General features: G+C 44.8%; 14 protein-coding genes. 5 read left to right on the top strand and 9 right to left on the bottom strand.

The features are described from left to right. Positions 1-35: 35 nt before the first annotated feature. From vpsR to brnQ, 4 genes are all read right to left on the bottom strand, one after another. A complete protein-coding gene (gene vpsR / locus RH85_RS22005; protein WP_006714931.1) occupies positions 36-1,370 on the bottom strand; it encodes a cyclic-di-GMP-binding transcriptional regulator VpsR in 1,335 nt (444 codons plus the stop codon). A gap of 314 nt (positions 1,371-1,684) precedes the next feature. Next, on the bottom strand, positions 1,685-3,220 hold the full coding sequence (gene lysS, locus RH85_RS22000; protein WP_006714930.1) for a lysine--tRNA ligase: 1,536 nt from the start codon (positions 3,218-3,220) through the stop codon (positions 1,685-1,687). Between the two features lie 34 nt (positions 3,221-3,254). Then, a protein-coding gene (gene prfB, locus RH85_RS21995; protein ID WP_138956516.1) for a peptide chain release factor 2 occupies positions 3,255-4,353 on the bottom strand; the annotation gives its coding sequence in 2 pieces (ribosomal slippage) (positions 3,255-4,277 and positions 4,279-4,353; 1,098 coding nt in all). A 161-nt stretch (positions 4,354-4,514) separates the two neighbouring features. Beyond that, positions 4,515-5,828: a branched-chain amino acid transport system II carrier protein gene (gene brnQ, locus RH85_RS21990; protein WP_006714928.1), complete on the bottom strand. Its 1,314-nt coding sequence runs from the start codon at positions 5,826-5,828 to the stop codon at positions 4,515-4,517. 309 nt (positions 5,829-6,137) lie between these two features. Here brnQ and RH85_RS21985 point away from each other — a divergent pair, with 309 nt between their 5' ends. Continuing rightward, complete coding sequence (locus tag RH85_RS21985) at positions 6,138-6,857, top strand: tRNA1(Val) (adenine(37)-N6)-methyltransferase (RefSeq protein ID WP_039949567.1); 720 nt, start codon at positions 6,138-6,140, stop codon at positions 6,855-6,857. Positions 6,858-7,002: 145 nt separating this feature from the next. Continuing rightward, entirely contained in the window at positions 7,003-8,241 is a 1,239-nt protein-coding gene (gene srmB, locus RH85_RS21980) for an ATP-dependent RNA helicase SrmB (RefSeq protein WP_006714926.1), read from the top strand. Between the two features lie 345 nt (positions 8,242-8,586). Here the strand turns inward: srmB and prfC are convergent, their stop codons facing one another. The 5 genes from prfC to ubiT all read right to left on the bottom strand — a co-directional run bounded on the left by prfC (position 8,587) and on the right by ubiT (position 12,302). Further along, entirely contained in the window at positions 8,587-10,176 is a 1,590-nt protein-coding gene (gene prfC / locus RH85_RS21975; protein ID WP_006714924.1) for a peptide chain release factor 3, read from the bottom strand. A 160-nt stretch (positions 10,177-10,336) separates the two neighbouring features. After that, positions 10,337-10,786, bottom strand: coding sequence for a ribosomal protein S18-alanine N-acetyltransferase (rimI, locus tag RH85_RS21970; protein ID WP_006714923.1), 450 nt, complete (start codon positions 10,784-10,786; stop codon positions 10,337-10,339). A gap of 8 nt (positions 10,787-10,794) precedes the next feature. Further along, on the bottom strand, positions 10,795-11,190 hold the full coding sequence (locus tag RH85_RS21965; RefSeq protein WP_006714922.1) for a DNA polymerase III subunit psi: 396 nt from the start codon (positions 11,188-11,190) through the stop codon (positions 10,795-10,797). A 97-nt stretch (positions 11,191-11,287) separates the two neighbouring features. After that, positions 11,288-11,791 carry a GNAT family N-acetyltransferase gene (locus RH85_RS21960; protein ID WP_006714921.1) on the bottom strand — a complete coding sequence of 168 codons (504 nt, stop codon included), beginning with the start codon at positions 11,789-11,791 and terminating at the stop codon, positions 11,288-11,290. Beyond that, positions 11,775-12,302 (bottom strand): ubiquinone anaerobic biosynthesis accessory factor UbiT, encoded by a 528-nt coding sequence (gene ubiT / locus RH85_RS21955; protein ID WP_006714920.1) that lies wholly within the window; start codon positions 12,300-12,302, stop codon positions 11,775-11,777. The genes RH85_RS21960 and ubiT overlap by 17 nt, the downstream gene beginning before the upstream one ends. Before the next feature lie 195 nt (positions 12,303-12,497). On the opposite strand from ubiT, the gene RH85_RS21950 reads away from it, so the two are divergent. The 3 genes from RH85_RS21950 to RH85_RS21940 all read left to right on the top strand — a co-directional run bounded on the left by RH85_RS21950 (position 12,498) and on the right by RH85_RS21940 (position 16,592). After that, on the top strand, positions 12,498-14,540 hold the full coding sequence (locus RH85_RS21950) for a sensor domain-containing protein (protein WP_006714919.1): 2,043 nt from the start codon (positions 12,498-12,500) through the stop codon (positions 14,538-14,540). Positions 14,541-14,683: 143 nt separating this feature from the next. Beyond that, positions 14,684-15,697 carry a ubiquinone anaerobic biosynthesis protein UbiU gene (gene ubiU / locus RH85_RS21945; RefSeq protein ID WP_006714918.1) on the top strand — a complete coding sequence of 338 codons (1,014 nt, stop codon included), beginning with the start codon at positions 14,684-14,686 and terminating at the stop codon, positions 15,695-15,697. Positions 15,698-15,716: 19 nt separating this feature from the next. Continuing rightward, positions 15,717-16,592 (top strand): U32 family peptidase, encoded by an 876-nt coding sequence (locus tag RH85_RS21940; protein ID WP_006714917.1) that lies wholly within the window; start codon positions 15,717-15,719, stop codon positions 16,590-16,592. The last annotated feature ends 201 nt before the right edge of the window (positions 16,593-16,793 follow it).

Here is a 16,793-nt window from a genome sequence, read left to right as displayed (position 1 = left end):
TCATTGAGCAGGCTTTTTTATGTCTACAGTGAAACTTAGATGGTACTTTCTGAAATAAGATTATGCTTATTTAACAATCGGTACATGGTGGCACGTGACACGCCGAGCTCCTTGGCCGCCATTGAAACCTGACCGGAGTGCGATTCAAGTACCAGCAATAGTGCATCTCTTTCACTACGCTCACGAATATTTTTCAAACTACGCTTACCGTCGCTGCGTTTAGGCAGATCAAGATGTTGCTCGTCGAGCATCACAGTATCGGACATCAGAACCACACGTTTAATCTGATTCATCAATTCACGCACATTGCCTGGCCAATGATAGCGAGTCAGTGAGCGAGTCGCCTCTTCGGTAAAACTGCGAGCCTGAGCGTTATATTCTCGAGAATACTCCATCAAGAAATGACGGGCTAAAATCGCAATATCACCAGCGCGCTCTTTAATGCTTGGTACGTTAATCCGCAGCACATTGATGTAATGGTAAAGCTCTTCGTTAAAGTCTCCATCAATCAGCGCTTTCTCAATGTCAGCCGAGTTAGCCGCTAAAATACGAACATCCACTTCTTTGCGACCATTAATGGTTTCTACGGTGCCTTCTTGCAAAAAACGCAGCAAGTTTAGTTGCTGTGATTTCGGCAAGGTTAAAATATCGTTGAGTAGAATCGTGCCGCCGTCCGCTCTCTCTAACAGCGATGATTCATTTATATCATCACGCTGAATGCCGAACAGATCACTCTCAATCCGACGTTCGGACATCGCCCGACAATTGACCGATAAAAATTCTTTCTGCGCACGCGATGAGGTTTGGTGTACCGCGCGGGCTACGGTTTCTTTGCCCGTACCGCTTTCACCGTAAATCAAAATACTCACATCGGTTGGGCCAATACGCTTAATTTGATCGCGTAGGCGCTTCATTGGGATCGATTCACCAATCAATCCCATATCATTATTATTACCATAATGAGGCCACACTTTTTTCTCCAACTTGAGCATCCCAAGTTGGTGTCCAATCGTACTCAGTAGCTGAGCATCTGGAATTGGCGCGGTAAAAAAGTCGATACAAAAGTTCACAATAAACTGGCAAATCGTATCTGAGCTGAGCTGAGATTCACGGATAAAGGCGATCCATCGAACCTGCTTATGATTACTGACTAAATTGGCAATGCCATTGAGACTGAACTCGTCATGACTGAGATCGACGACACCAATACAGGGACCCGTTTCTGAGAAAAGAGTATTGGCTTTACGTAAATCTGCACACTGAGTGCAGCGCCATCCAACTTGCTCCAAAACTGAGAGCCAAGGTTCGTAGCTACCACCGACTACAATTAATGAACCAGGGACAGAATCCATTCGGAATTGACTACCCATTAAGCTTCTTCCTTATTAATTCAATTTTATAATTATTTGTGCCAAAAAAAACACATCAACAGGTGTGTACACTATAAGAGCCTGAGCTAATAATCTGTCTCAAGAATAAGACTAGAACAATTTTCATGACTCAGGTAAATAGATGTGCGATTTACATTCAAAATTCACATAACACAGCGTAATTTCAATTGACGGCTGATTTTGGGGTATCACAACCACACAACAGGCGCTTCCTGATGAGTTGTAACTAGTTATGTCAAATAACAGACCAAAAAAAAACCACCCGAAGGTGGTTTTGCTAGTCATTTCAAAGCTTACTGCGCTTGAGGGCGCATCGCTGGGAATAGGATCACATCGCGGATAGTATGCGTGTTAGTGAATAACATCGCTAGGCGGTCGATACCAATACCTTGACCTGCTGTTGGCGGTAGGCCGTGCTCTAGTGCTGTAATGTAGTCTGCATCGTAGAACATTGCTTCGTCATCACCTGCGTCTTTTGCATCTACTTGAGATTTAAAGCGCGCATCTTGGTCTTCAGCATCGTTAAGCTCAGAGAAGCCGTTCGCAACTTCACGGCCGCCGATGAAGAACTCAAAGCGGTCAGTAAAGAATGCGTTGTCGTCGCTACGACGAGCTAGTGGTGAGATATCCGCTGGGTAGCCAGTGATGAACGTCGGCTGGATCAGTTGAGGTTCAGCAGTCTCGCCAAAGATCTCTTCTAGTAGCTGACCACAAGTCCAGAATTTCTCAACGTAGATATCTAGAGATTTCGCAATAGCAACCATCGCGTCACGATCCTGAACACCTTCCTCTGTTAGAGCTTGGATGTCAGCATGATCTGGGTTGTAGTGCTTGATCGCATCTAGCATAGTCATACGCGCGTATTGACCACCGAACTCAACCATTTGGTCACCGTAAGGCATTGCCGTTGCACCTAGAATTTCAAGCGCCACTGTGCTCAGCATCTCTTCCGTCAGATCCATCAGATCTTTGTAATCTGCGTACGCCATGTAGAATTCGATCATGGTGAATTCTGGGTTATGACGTGGAGATAGACCTTCGTTACGGAAGTTACGGTTGATTTCGAATACACGCTCAAAACCACCAACCACTAGACGCTTTAGGTATAGCTCAGGAGCGATACGTAGGAACATTTGTTGATCCAGTGCGTTATGGTGAGTGATGAATGGGCGAGCAGATGCACCACCAGGGATCACTTGCATCATAGGTGTTTCCACTTCCATGAAGCTCTTTGATTCCATGAAGCGACGGATAGCAGAAACCAGTTTAGAACGTACTTTGAACGCATTACGTGAATCTTCGTTCACGATTAGGTCAACGTAACGTTGACGGTAACGCATCTCTTGGTCCGTTAAACCGTGGAATTTTTCTGGTAGTGGACGAAGTGCTTTAGTCAGCAACTCGTACTGTTCCATGTTTACGTATAGGTCGCCTTTACCAGACTTGTGCAGCGCACCTTTAACACCGATGATGTCACCGATATCAAGACCGTGGTATTGCTCTTTCAGTACTTTTTGTACTTCTTTATCAGCGTATGCTTGGATGCTACCAGACGTTTCTTGGATCACTAGGAATGGACCACGTTTCGCCATGATACGACCAGCGATCGCGACTACATGGTTAAGCTCTTCTAGCTCTTCCTTGCTCTTTTCACCGAACTCGCTTTGTAGATCGCCCGCAATTGCGTCACGACGGAAGTAATTTGGGTGGCCGTTTGCTTTGCAGCTCTTACGGATAGCATCCAGTTTCGCGCGGCGTTCAGCAATTAGCTTATTCTCTTCTTGTGTAGAAGCTTCTTGTACAGATTCGTTTTGAACAACATCAGTCATTTTCGATGTATCCTGTCGTTAGTCGGTGAAAAGCTTACAAGCCTGATTTCAGGCTAGCTTCAATAAATCTGTCTAGGTCGCCATCAAGAACCGCTTGAGTGTTGCGGTTTTCAACGCCAGTACGTAGATCTTTAATACGAGAGTCATCCAGAACGTAAGAACGGATCTGGCTACCCCAACCGATATCAGATTTAGTGTCTTCGTTGGCTTGTTTCTCAGCATTTTGCTTTTGAATCTCAAGCTCAAACAATTTCGCACGTAGCTGCTTCATTGCTTGATCTTTGTTCTTATGTTGAGAACGGTCATTCTGACACTGAACCACAGTATTGGTTGGGACGTGAGTAATACGTACCGCCGATTCCGTGGTGTTGACGTGCTGACCACCCGCACCAGATGCGCGGTATACGTCAATACGAAGATCTGATGGGTTAATATCGATCGTAATGTTGTCATCAATCTCTGGGTAGATAAACGCAGAGGCAAATGAAGTATGGCGACGGCCGCTTGAGTCGAATGGTGACTTACGAACTAGGCGGTGAACACCTGTTTCGGTACGTAACCAACCGTAAGCATACTCGCCTGAGATTTTAACTGTCGCGCCTTTAAGGCCAGCAACGTCGCCATCTGAAACTTCGATTACTTCCGTTTTAAAGCCTTTCGCTTCAGCCCAACGCAAGTACATGCGCAGCATAATTGAAGTCCAGTCTTGTGCTTCTGTACCACCAGAGCCTGACTGTAAATCAATGTAGCAATCTGAAGCATCGTGGTCACCAGAGAACATTCGACGGAACTCAAGTTTCGCTAACTTGTCTTCAAGTTCAGCTAATTCTGGTTCAATTTCGTCAAACGTTTCTTGATCTTCTTCTTCAACAGCAAGCTCTAGAAGGCCTTCAACGTCTTCGACACCTTGCTCAAGTTGATCAATAGTTTCCACAACCGCTTCTAATGATGCACGTTCTTTACCCAACGCTTGTGCGCGCTCAGGCTCATTCCATACATCTGGCTGTTCTAGTTCTGCATTTACTTCTTCTAGACGCTCTTGTTTAGCATCGTAGTCAAAGATACCCCCTCAGGACGTTTGTGCGCTGAGACACATCCTGAAGACGGTTTTTAATTGGATTGATTTCAAACATACTGGCTCAATATTTATGAGTAGAATTTAACCGGGGAATTGTACTGAAAAGTGTGACGAAGATACAGGAAAATTTTATTCTACTCGTCTAGAGAGACGCATAAAAAAATCCCCCGCAACACTAAGTATTACGGGGGATTAATCTGGTTCAATCGAAAGTGATTAAGCGTTTTCTTCAACCAATACCGGTTGCTCTGCTTTACCTACAAAGCACACGCAAATCATTGCCGCAAGTGTTGGTAATACCCAACCCATACCCACATCGAATAGCGGTAAGATATTGAAGAAAGAAACATCTACGCCAACAATTTTTGCCGCATCAATCAGGGCAAATAGTAGTGACACAAGCAATACCACTCGGTACGCAAGGCGTGTATTAGGCAGTTTCTTACGCATAAAGGTCAACACCACTAGCGCAATCGCCACTGGGTACAGAGCAAACAACACTGGAACAGACAGTGCGATAAGCTGAGCTAGGCCTACGTTTGCAACTAAAGCACAAGCAGCACCATTGATAACAACCCATTTTTTGTACGAGATTGACGTTAGCGAACTAAAGTAATCTGAACACGCTGAAATCAGACCAATTGCCGTAGTCAAACACGCTAGCAATACAATCACAGACAACACCATTTGACCGTAAGGACCAAACAACGCTTGAACATAAAGACTCAGAACTAGGCCACCATTATCAGCACCCGCTGCCACCGCAGAACTTGTCGCACCTAGGTAGAATAGTGATACGTAAACGAAGGTTAGGCCCACAGCCGCAATCAAACCCGCAAGGATCAGGTAGTGTGTGGTTGGCTTTTGTTCCGTAATGCCTTTGCTACGAATAGCATCAACAATCAATACACCAAACATCAATGAACCAAACGTATCCATGGTGTTGTAGCCTTCAAGGAAACCTTTTTGCAATGGATGCGATAAGTATTCGCCTTGCGCTGCAACGATCTCACCTTGTGGATCTAGGAACACCGCACCAGCAAGAATAATAAGGCCAATAAATAGTACTGGCGTTAATACCTTACCAATGATGTCAATCAGCTTACCTTGTGACCACGAGAACGACATCGCAACCACAAAGAACAAGATAGAAAATATGGTTAGGTGGATTTGCTCAGCATGAGCAAAAAACGGCTTCACTGCCATCTCGTATGCCACCAGGCCTGTACGAGGTGCAGCAAATGCAGGACCAATGATAATAAAAATCAGCACAGCCATAACCGTAGCCGCTTTTACCGGTAAATCCTGCGTCAATTTAGCCCAAGAGCCACCAGCAACAGCAATAGCAACGATGGTGAGAAGAGGAAGACCCACTGCTGTTAATAAGAAACCGCCCATTGCTGGGATCACATTATCACCGGCTAGCTGACCTGCTAGCGGTGGAAAGATGATGTTACCAGCACCCAAAAAGAAGGCGAAAAGCATAAAGCCTAACGCAATAATATCTGTTAGTTTTAACGTCTGCTTCACAGTAGAACCTTTATTTTTGTTTGATTGATGTTGTGTCTGCTTCGATGAGCAAAAATGCTCTCTCGGCTATATAATTTAGAACAGAATAATGACCAAATACTCAGCTAATCGCAACCCGAAAGCTAAAAACACCATATAAATTCAACTCGAACAACAAAAAGCAGTTCATAACACTAGTTTTGAAATTATAACCAGCATTTAAACCCAATATTTTTATTAACAAAGTTCACCACATAAAGATAAAATCACTAAACATACGATCCACAATGGTGATTTAAACTCAATAAAACACTCTAGGCCGAACATTTAATGAACAACGAAAGCAAACAAACCAAAGGATTTAGGTTTAAACAATTTGCCATAGAAGGCGGAGAATGCGGCATGCCCGTGAGCACTGATGGCGTGCTATTGGGCGCTTGGGCAACCCTAAACAGAGCCGAACGTATTTTAGATATTGGTACTGGCACTGGGCTACTCGCATTAATGTGTGCGCAACGAAATCTCGAAGCCAAAGTCTACGCGATCGACATTGAGCAATCCGCCGCCATCACCGCACAATTAAATGCCGTTAATAGTGAATGGTCAGAGCGAATCACCGTTGAGCACGCTGATATTATGGCAGTAAGCTATCCAGACAAATTTGACGTGATCATTTGTAATCCGCCCTACTTTAATAACGGCGAGCAAGCAAAGCGACAATCACGCGCGACCGCAAGACATACCGACAGTTTAAGCCATCAACATTTACTCGAACGATGTCTGTCACTGCTTGAAGAAGATGGCAAAGCAAGCTTTGTTTTGCCGGTCGTAGAAGGAGAACAATTTATCCTGTTGGCGCAAAGACTCGGTTTTTCTCTAACACGCCTATGTAGAGTGCAACCAACCCCGACGAAAATTGAGAATAGGTTATTGATTGAATTAAGCTTAAGATCAGGAGAATGCAAAGATCAGCAACTGATAATTCGTGATAAGCTAGGCTATACAGATGCTTTTATCGCTCTAACCAAAGATTTTTATTTAAAGATGTAGAAATAAGGTGTGATCCTAATCACCAATCCAACTATACTACTCGGCTATTTTTTGGCTTAACTTTTTGACTTAGCCATGTTGGGTAGCGTGAACTATCCGCTTCTAATTTTTGTAATCTCGCCGAAGGGCTTGTGGAGAAACAACTGTGATCAAAAATTTTGCAGATCTTGATTTAGATCCGAACCTGCTTACCGCTATTGAAGAAATGGGCTTTGAACGTCCGACTCAAGTGCAGGCTCAAACAATTCCTCAAGCTTTGGAAGGCCGAGATATTCTTGCTTCAGCACCAACTGGTACTGGTAAAACAGCTGCATTTGTCATTCCGGCACTGCAATATCTACAAGACTTCCCGCGCCGTAAGCCGGGTCCTGCTCGTATGCTAATTTTGACCCCAACACGTGAACTGGCGATGCAAATTGCCGATCAAGCACGTGCGTTGGCGAAAAATACCAAACTCAATATCTTTACTATTACGGGTGGTGTTCAGTATCAAGAACATGCAGACATCCTTGCGACAACCCAAGATATCGTAGTGGCAACACCGGGCCGTTTGATGGAATACATCAAAGCAGAACGTTTTGATTGCCGTGCGATTGAATGGCTAATCCTAGACGAAGCCGACCGCATGCTAGACATGGGTTTTGGCCCAACCGTTGACAAACTTTCTACTGAATGTCGCTGGCGCAAACAGACACTACTATTCTCTGCAACGCTAGAGGGCCGTGGTGTTGAAGGCTTTACTGCTGATCTACTGAAAAACCCAACGGAAATCGAAGCTGATCCTTCTCGTCGTGAACGTAAAAAGATCACTCAGTGGTACCACCGTGCAGACAGCGCTGAACACAAACTAGCGCTACTGAAAAAAATCCTTACAGAGCAAGCTGAGCGTTCTATTGTTTTCTTGAAAACGCGTGAACGTCTAGCTGAATTACGTACTGAACTTGAACGTGCACAAATCCCTTGTTCTTGGATCCAAGGTGAAATGCCTCAAGATCGTCGTAACAATGCGATTGCTCGCTTCCGTGATGGTGACGTTAACGTTCTACTGGCAACTGACGTTGCTTCTCGTGGTATCGATTTGCCTGACGTAAGCCATGTAATCAACTACGACATGCCACGCAGTGCTGACGTTTACCTACACCGTATCGGCCGTACCGCTCGCGCTGGTAAAAAAGGTAATGCTGTTTCTATTGTAGAAGCTCACGACCAACAAATGCTGGATCGCGTTGCTCGTTACGTAAAAGAAGACATCAAAGAGCGCTTCATTAAAGAGATGCGTCCAACACACAAAAAACCTGTGTTTAAGAAAAAGAAAAAAGAAGACAAGAACAAAGCGTCTGTAAAAGCGAAAAGCAAAAAGAAAACAGGCAAGAAGAAGAAATAATTAAGGACGCTGCGCTTTAAGAATTGAGAGCGCTTCGCTTTGAGACTATAGAGAGGCTGATGTGAAAACATCGGCCTTTTTGTTTGGAGAAACGAGAAGCGAGAAGCGAGAAGCGAGAAGCGAGAAGCGAGAAGCGAGAAGCGAGAAGCGAGAAGCGAGAAGCGAGTTCAGTATGAAATTTATCTATCTTGCGTCAAGCGACTCTCAAAGTATTGCAGAGCAATACGCTCGCAACTCTAGATATAAAAATACCGCCTCAAGGGCGGTATTTTTTATTCATCAATATTCAAAGTCGTTGGTGTCAGAGCAAGGCGACAAGTCCATTCACACCAAATACGCAGAATATTAGTGTTCGCGAGTGGCGCGGAACACCACATCAGGGAAACGCTCTTGCGCTAGATTCAAGTTCACCATAGTTGGCGCGATGTAGGTCAGGTTATCACCGCCATCAAGTGCTAGGTTAGCTTGGTTCTTACGTTGGAAGTCGTCCATCTTCTTACCATCAGTACAGTCAACCCAACGAGCAGTTGCCACGTTTACGCCTTCGTAAATCGCTTCTACGTTGTATTCTGACTTCAGACGAGCCACAACCACGTCAAACTGCAGCACACCGACCGCGCCAACGATAAGATCGTTGTTTTGCACTGGACGGAATACCTGTACTGCGCCCTCTTCTGAAAGCTGAACAAGACCTTTCAGTAGCTGCTTTTGCTTCAGTGGATCGCGTAGGCGAATACGACGGAACAATTCTGGTGCGAAGTTAGGGATACCTGAGAACTTCAATGCTTCACCTTGTGTGAAAGTATCACCAATTTGAATCGTACCGTGGTTGTGTAGACCAATGATATCGCCAGCAAACGCATTTTCTGCACGTGAACGGTCGCCCGCCATAAAGGTAACCGCATCAGAAATACTGATTTGTTTACCTAGACGTACATGGTTCATTTTCATGCCTTGGGTGTAAGTACCCGATACGATACGCATGAAAGCAATACGGTCGCGGTGTTTTGGGTCCATGTTCGCTTGAATTTTGAATACGAAACCAGAGAATTTTTCTTCTGTCGCTTCAACATCACGCTCAACGGCTTGACGAGTTTTTGGCATTGGCGCCCACTCAGTTAAGCCATCTAGCATGTGGTCAACACCAAAGTTACCCAGTGCGGTACCAAAGTAAACTGGCGTTAGCTCACCAACAAGGAAAGATTCTAAGTCAAACTCAGGGCATGCACCCATTACAAGTTCAAGCTCTTCACGCACGCTTGCCGCCAGATCAGCGCCAACTTGCTCATCAAGCTCAGGGTTATCCAAACCTTTGATGATACGCACTTCTTGGATTTCATGACCATGACCTGATTCGTATAGAATCGTTTCATCACGGTGGATGTGGTAAACACCTTTAAACTCTTTACCGCAGCCGATAGGCCAAGTAATAGGCGCACACATCATGCCCAATTCGTTTTCAACTTCGTCCAACACTTCCATTGGTTCACGAACATCACGGTCAAGTTTGTTCATGAAAGTCACGATTGGCGTATCACGCAGACGGGTAACTTCCATCAGTTTACGAGTACGATCTTCGACACCTTTCGCCGCATCGATAACCATTAGGCACGAGTCAACCGCCGTCAGTGTACGATAAGTATCTTCCGAGAAGTCTTCGTGTCCTGGGGTATCAAGTAGGTTAACAAGGCAATCATTGTACGGGAACTGCATCACAGACGTTGTTACCGAGATACCACGTTCTTTTTCCATCTCCATCCAGTCAGATTTCGCATGCTGGTTAGAGCCACGACCTTTCACTGTACCCGCTTTTTGGATTGCGTTTCCGAACAACAGAACTTTTTCTGTAATAGTGGTTTTACCCGCATCCGGGTGCGAGATAATAGCGAACGTTCTACGTTTAGAAACTTCGCCAATAAATGGTGTATTTGACATGAAACTGGTCTTCTTTTCTGTCTGGATGCTTGTTTAAACGTTAAACAAACCGATTCGATTCAATTTTGCGCGCTATTCTCGCTTATATTGCTTTTAGACTCAAGCAACCACAAGATGCGCGGTAGTAGTACGCTAGTTCACATCTAGCGATCGTGCGTAATTAAAAGAGAAATAAGTAGCTCATAATAATTGCGTCTTCTTTACCCTTGTCGGTTGGGTAGTAATTTCGGCGGCGATCAAGTTCATTAAAACCAACCGCTTCATACAGGGCAAATGCACGCTGATTACTCTCACGTACTTCAAGCCACGCACTTTCTGCTTTAGCTTGCTCACACACATCTAGGAAGTGCTCAGTCAATGCCTTCCCATAACCCTTGCCTTGCTCGGCAGGATCAACCGCAATGTTGAGTAAGGTGACTTCACCGACGATGTTTTGCGCGTAAAAGTAGCCGACGACTTTTTGGTTCACGAGCAAGACATGATGACTAGCACCACGACTATTTAACTCGCGAATCATAGATTCAGCCCAAGGATGACTATGGGCAGTTTGCTCGATAGCCCACACTTGATCGAGGTGCTCTAAAGCAAGAGGATAAAATTGTAGTGTCATAAGGCTCGCTAGTATGAACAGATCTGTTGCCACAGCGCTTTACGCTGTTGATTATTACCATCAATATCGCTAAGTAATGGCGTTGTGAGTGCTTTCGCACCAAGTTGTTCTGTACGTTCGCAGCCTGCAAACCAGACCCATTCCATGGATTGCCCAGCCAACTGAAGCGCCTGTTCTGGATAGATATGACGCGCTTGGTCTAAAGAAATATTGATGCTTTTTAATACCCGCTCAAACAGCAGCGCTAGCTCACCACTTGGGCACACAGACGAAACCAACAACAGTTTACACTCTGCCGGTAGCGCCAGTGCTGGGGCTTGATATCCCGCCAGACGCTCAGGATGGTTAAGCTGATAACAATCTACGCCCATCTGTGTTAGGTAAGCAACATGATCAGTTTGCATGAATAGAGTTCTCAAAATTTCGTGGCGTCATATTAACACAGATCAACGGGCAACAAAAAAGGGGCGACCGCCCCTTTTTTTCGCATCCGAGTCCCAGTTAAAATTGGGCAAACTCTTCGCTATATTCAATCAAACCACTGCGATCGGCGAATTCACCATCGGCAATCGCAAGAACTTGAAATACGCCTTCTGGCACATCCCACTGACAATGCATTTGATGTTTTTCAGCGGCTTCAAAACCAAAGCGTTGATAGTAGTTTGGATCGCCAAGTACCACACAAGCTGGATAACCAAACTCATATAATGACTCAATACCTTCACGAATCATGGTCGCCGCGATACCTTGCTTGCGATAATCTTCGCGCACAGCCACTGGCGCTAATCCTTGCCAGTTAAAATCTTCACCTTGTAATGTAACCGGAGTAAACATGGCGTGTCCGACGACTTCTCCTTCGTCATTACACGCAACAAGTGAAAGCGTCAGCTTACTGTTTTCTCTTAGTGTCATGACTAAGTTTGCTTCCGCTTCTGTCTCAAAGGTGGTTTTAAGCAGGCGGTCAATGGCCAGAATATCCGCTGGCGCTTCAGTTCGTATAAGCATTCGCTACCTCATTTTGTACTGCTGGCGATTGTACGCCTTTATGCACAAAATCAGCTAACTGATTAAGTAAAATCTGTAACGGTTTTGGCAAAAGCTCAAGATCGACACTGTCCATCAAGTTTTTCACTTCTAAACCTAACTCGGTATCGCCTTCAATCGATAAACGACGCTGGAAGAACAATGTATCTGGATCTTCTTTACGACCCGCAATCAAAATAAGGTCATTAAGATTGCCGGAGAACGAAACATCTTCCTGCAGCGGGTTTTCAGCAACAATTAACTTTTCGTCTTCATAGCTGATATACCAATGTAGGCGCATATCTTTAACTTCTACTTTCAACCACTTGCCTTCAAGGAATTCAAAATCACCATCTTCCAATGCTTCTTTGAATACCATTTTCAAGCCATCTAACAAGGCTTTTTTTTGAACAGATTGAGGTAATAAGTGGACTGGAGATCGCAAAATTGATGCTGCATTTTGAACTAATTGAGTGCGAATCTTGTTAATCACGCGGGTTATCCGTTACTTTGTAGATAGATACACGGATGATAATAGATAGATTGCTTTCGTTACCTGTTGTGTATCAAAAAATGACGGAATGGTTACAACTCTTTAATCTCTTGGATAAGGTAGTTATAGTAGCGCATTCAGCTCACCCCCATATGAGCACTTATTCACTCTCTTTGGAGACTTGGTACCCCCCGAATGCCATCGCAACAGTTTCAGCATTGGTTTACACAAATTACGGCTAAGAGTCCCTTTTTCTCGGCCATCTTAGACGATCAACATAACTATGTGATGGTTAACGAACGCTATTGCGAAATTTCGGGTCTATCACAAGAAGAGCTTGTCGGGCGAAGTGATCGTGAAATTTTGGGTGAGCAGTTTTATCAGCAACTCAAACCGTACTACCAAAGTGCTTTACTGGGCGAATCAAGTGAAACTGAAATCACACTCAACGACGTTGATCTCGAAACCAGCCTGTTGTGCGCCATTTCTCCTATTATGTTCGACAACAAAGTGCAATATGTCGTTCTTCATGCCATTGATACCTCAGAAAAAAGCATCTTAATTCACTCTCTCGAAGAGTCAGAAAATAAGTTCGCGGCACTGAGCCAGCTGTTACCTGAAGGGTTACTATTGGTTGAAAATGACTGCATCCTCTCAGCCAACCCTGCCGCCGTGCGTTTACTTGGTTTTGAGTCGAGCAGTGATTTATTAGGTGAAGACCTGTCACGACTGTTTATTGATGAGAACAGCAAGAGTGTTTTCAACAATAGGCTAGGAATGCTGCTGCATGACTCGCCAATCATCTGTCTAACGGGCCCTCGTTGCGGTTTGGAGCGTAAAGTTCAGCTGCAAGCAGCTCATGCCATGATCATGGGCGAAGAATCCCAGCTGGTATTAATTCAAGATGCTGAGCAAGCACCAAAAAAAATCAGTGATGCTAGCATCCACTGCGACGCGCATCTTGATTCTTTGACTGGGTTATATAATCGCTTCGGATTTACCAAACGCCTTGAGCAACTGATCAAAAACGAAACACCGTTGATCATGCTCTACCTCGACATCGATAACTTTAAAAACATCAATGACTCTTTAGGCCACCACATTGGCGACAAAGTAATCAAAGAAGTCTCCTGCAGACTAAAACGTTTACTGCCTCAGCAAGCGGTACTTGGTCATCTAGGCGGCGATGAGTTTGGTCTAATCTTGCCGAATCCAGACAACAATCGCGCGGTTGAATCTCTTTCTGATCGAATCATCTCTCTTATCAACCAGCCATTTGATTTACAGCACTTTAGCAAACGCCTTGCTTGCTCCATTGGCAGTGTGGTCTATCCAGGAGATGGCAACGATGCACGCATTTTGCTGCAAAATGCTGACACCGCAATGTACGAAGCTAAGGAACGCGGTCGCAATCGCCTGATCAAATTTAACGATCAGATGAACAAAGAAGCACGCATGCGTTTATGGCTGGAAATCGAACTGCAAAAAGCGCTGCAACAAAACGGCCTTGAAGTGTGGTACCAACCCAAAGTTAACGCGCGTGATTTTAGCATCAACGGTGCTGAAGCCTTGGTGCGCTGGAAACACCCGGTGGAAGGTTACATTAGCCCCGGTGCCTTTATTCCTGTTGCCGAACGAGCTGGCCTCATTGAACATTTGGGCCGAGTGGTGATGCGTGAAGTTTTTGCCACAGTCAAACGCTGGAAGATGCAGGGCATATTGCCCGGACGCGTTGCAATCAATCTTTCTCCAGAGCAGTTTGGTAACCCGAAACTGATCGATTACATGGAAAAATTATTGCGTTCCACCGAGCTTGATCCAAGCTGTATTACGTTTGAGTTGACCGAAAGCGCGGTGATGAGTGACAGTGAACACACTTTGCAAATGCTCAATGCGATCAAAAAACTCGGCTTTGCCCTATCAATTGATGACTTTGGTACTGGCTATTCTTCACTCGCCTACCTCGCTCGCTTCCCACTTGATGAGCTAAAAATCGACCGTGCGTTCATCACTGAGATTGATACCTTACCGAAACAGGTTACGGTAATCGAAAATATCATCAATTTAGGCAAATCACTCAATTTGACTGTGGTTGCTGAAGGGGTTGAAACCCAGCAACAAGCCACCTTACTGTCAAACCTCAACTGTAACTCGATTCAAGGCTTCCATTTCTATCGTCCACAGCCAAAGCAAGATGTGGAAGAATTATTTATGCAAAACCGCCGTCACAAAAGCTAATTCACCGAGATAAACAACCAAAATGATTATCCAAAAGAGGTAATTGTCGGTTAACTCACTCAAACCTGCCTTACATCAAAATTGCCGTTCATAATTCTTCATAAAATGCTGGCAATATTGAAAGTAATAGGTTTAGCTGAGCAATGGAACTCCTATGCCCTGCAGGTAATCTACCTGCCCTAAAAACCGCCATCGACTGTGGTGCCGACGCGGTTTACATCGGCTTTAAAGATGACACCAATGCCCGCCATTTCGCAGGGCTAAACTTTAACGGCAAAAAGCTCGATAAAGCGGTGCAATATGTGCACGATCACAACAAAAAAATTCATGTCGCGTTAAATACCTTCGCTCACCCTGATGGCTTTGAGCGCTGGACTAATGCCGTTGATCGCGCCGCTGATGTGGGTGTCGATGCCCTTATCGTCGCTGATATTGCGGTACTGGAATACGCAGCACGTAAATACCCAGATTTGGAATTGCACCTTTCAGTGCAAGCATCGGCAACTAACATTGCTGCGATCGATTTCTATAAGAACAACTTCAACGTGAAACGTGTGGTACTGCCACGAGTATTGTCGATCCATCAAGTAAAACAACTGTCACGCAACATCACCAGCGATGTAGAGCTGGAAGTGTTTGCTTTTGGCAGCTTGTGCATCATGTCTGAAGGTCGTTGTTACCTGTCATCTTACATGACAGGTGAATCACCAAATACCGTAGGCGCCTGCTCGCCAGCTAAGTACGTGCGCTGGCAAGAAACTGAGCAAGGCTTAGAATCTCGCCTCAATAACATTTTGATCGACCGTTACAGCGCCGGTGAAAATGCAGGTTACCCAACCTTATGCAAAGGCCGCTTTACGGCTGATATTGAAGGTGAATCGAAGATTTACCATGCGTTAGAAGAGCCAACCAGCTTAAACACCCTTTCTATGCTGCCTGAATTATTTGCCGCCAATGTTGCTTCGGTGAAAATTGAAGGTCGCCAACGTAGCCCTGCTTACGTAGAACAAGTCACTCGTACATGGCGCGCAGCGATTGATCGCTATCTTGCCAACCCAGAAGCTTACCGTGTTGAAGCGGCTTGGGATGCAGCGCTAGCGAACGTCTCTGAAGGTACGCAAACCACGCTTGGTGCTTATCACCGTAAATGGCAATAACGGCATAGGAATAGAATTAATGAAATACGCACTCGGTCCACTACTCTATTTTTGGCCAAAACAAGACGTTGAAGATTTCTATCAACAAGCACAGCATAGTTCAGCCGATATTATTTATCTTGGTGAAAGTGTTTGCTCTAAACGTCGCGAAATGAAACCAGCACATTGGTTTGATATTGCTAAAGAGATCGCAGGCTCAGGCAAGCAAGTGGTGCTATCAACTATGGCGCTGCTTGAAGCACCAAGTGAAGTCAGCATCATGAAGAAATACATCGATAATGGTGATTTTGCCATTGAAGCCAATGACGTTTCGGGTATTCAGCTCGCGTATGAAAGCAAGGTGCCATTTGTGGTTGGCCCAGCGGTCAATACCTACAATGCACATACTCTGAATCTGTTTTTAAAGCAGGGAATGACCCGTTGGTGCATGCCGGTAGAGCTATCGCGTGACTGGCTTGAAAAGGTGCTGATTCAATGTGAGCAACTGGGCATTCGCAACCAGTTTGAAGTGGAAGTATTTAGCCACGGTTACCTGCCTTTGGCCTACTCTGCTCGTTGTTTTACTGCGCGTGCCGAAAACAAAGCCAAAGATGATTGCGAAACCTGCTGCATTAAATACCCAACCGGGATTCAAGTGCATAGCCAAGAAGGGCAAGAAGTCTTCAACCTCAATGGTATTCAAACCCAATCAGGTTACTGCTACAACCTAATTAATGATCAATCGAGCATGCAAGGCTTGGTTGATGTGGTGCGCTTAAGCCCACTTGGTTTACATACACTGAATGAAGTTGATAAATTCCGCGCCAACTTACACGGTGAAAACCCAATTAAAATTGAAGATCGCCAATGTAATGGTTACTGGCATCGCTTAGCAGGTTTAGAAGTTAAGTCTTAATCGACTGGCTAACAACCATCGAAGCCAACCTTAAACAGGTTGGCTTTTTTTGTGCCGTATTTCCCTCACGCCATGACAAATATCGCTCATCAACCAACATATTTGGAAACTTTATAAACACCAAGGCAAACGTTTGCTTTTTATTGTGAGATTACTCACTAATTTTAATGATGTGCTTATCTATATTCTGCGCCATTAATT

It is taken from the genome of Vibrio ichthyoenteri ATCC 700023 (assembly GCF_000222605.1).
Taxonomy (GTDB): Bacteria; Pseudomonadota; Gammaproteobacteria; order Enterobacterales; family Vibrionaceae; genus Vibrio; species Vibrio ichthyoenteri.
This window is presented reverse-complemented; position numbering and strand designations above follow the sequence as displayed.

Bases quoted from the DNA above. Each gene is read 5' to 3' on its own strand.
- RH85_RS21950 (WP_006714919.1), top strand. From the start codon at position 12,498: ATGCCATCGCAACAGTTTCAGCATTGGTTTACACAAATTACGGCTAAG.
- RH85_RS21965 (WP_006714922.1), bottom strand. From the start codon at position 11,190: ATGCAAACTGATCATGTTGCTTACCTAACACAGATGGGCGTAGATTGT.
- RH85_RS21985 (WP_039949567.1), top strand. From the start codon at position 6,138: ATGAACAACGAAAGCAAACAAACCAAAGGATTTAGGTTTAAACAATTT.
- rimI (WP_006714923.1), bottom strand. From the start codon at position 10,786: ATGACACTACAATTTTATCCTCTTGCTTTAGAGCACCTCGATCAAGTG.
- RH85_RS21960 (WP_006714921.1), bottom strand. From the start codon at position 11,791: ATGCTTATACGAACTGAAGCGCCAGCGGATATTCTGGCCATTGACCGC.
- ubiU (WP_006714918.1), top strand. From the start codon at position 14,684: ATGGAACTCCTATGCCCTGCAGGTAATCTACCTGCCCTAAAAACCGCC.
- lysS (WP_006714930.1), bottom strand. From the start codon at position 3,220: ATGACTGATGTTGTTCAAAACGAATCTGTACAAGAAGCTTCTACACAA.
- vpsR (WP_006714931.1), bottom strand. From the start codon at position 1,370: ATGGGTAGTCAATTCCGAATGGATTCTGTCCCTGGTTCATTAATTGTA.
- RH85_RS21940 (WP_006714917.1), top strand. From the start codon at position 15,717: ATGAAATACGCACTCGGTCCACTACTCTATTTTTGGCCAAAACAAGAC.
- prfC (WP_006714924.1), bottom strand. From the start codon at position 10,176: ATGTCAAATACACCATTTATTGGCGAAGTTTCTAAACGTAGAACGTTC.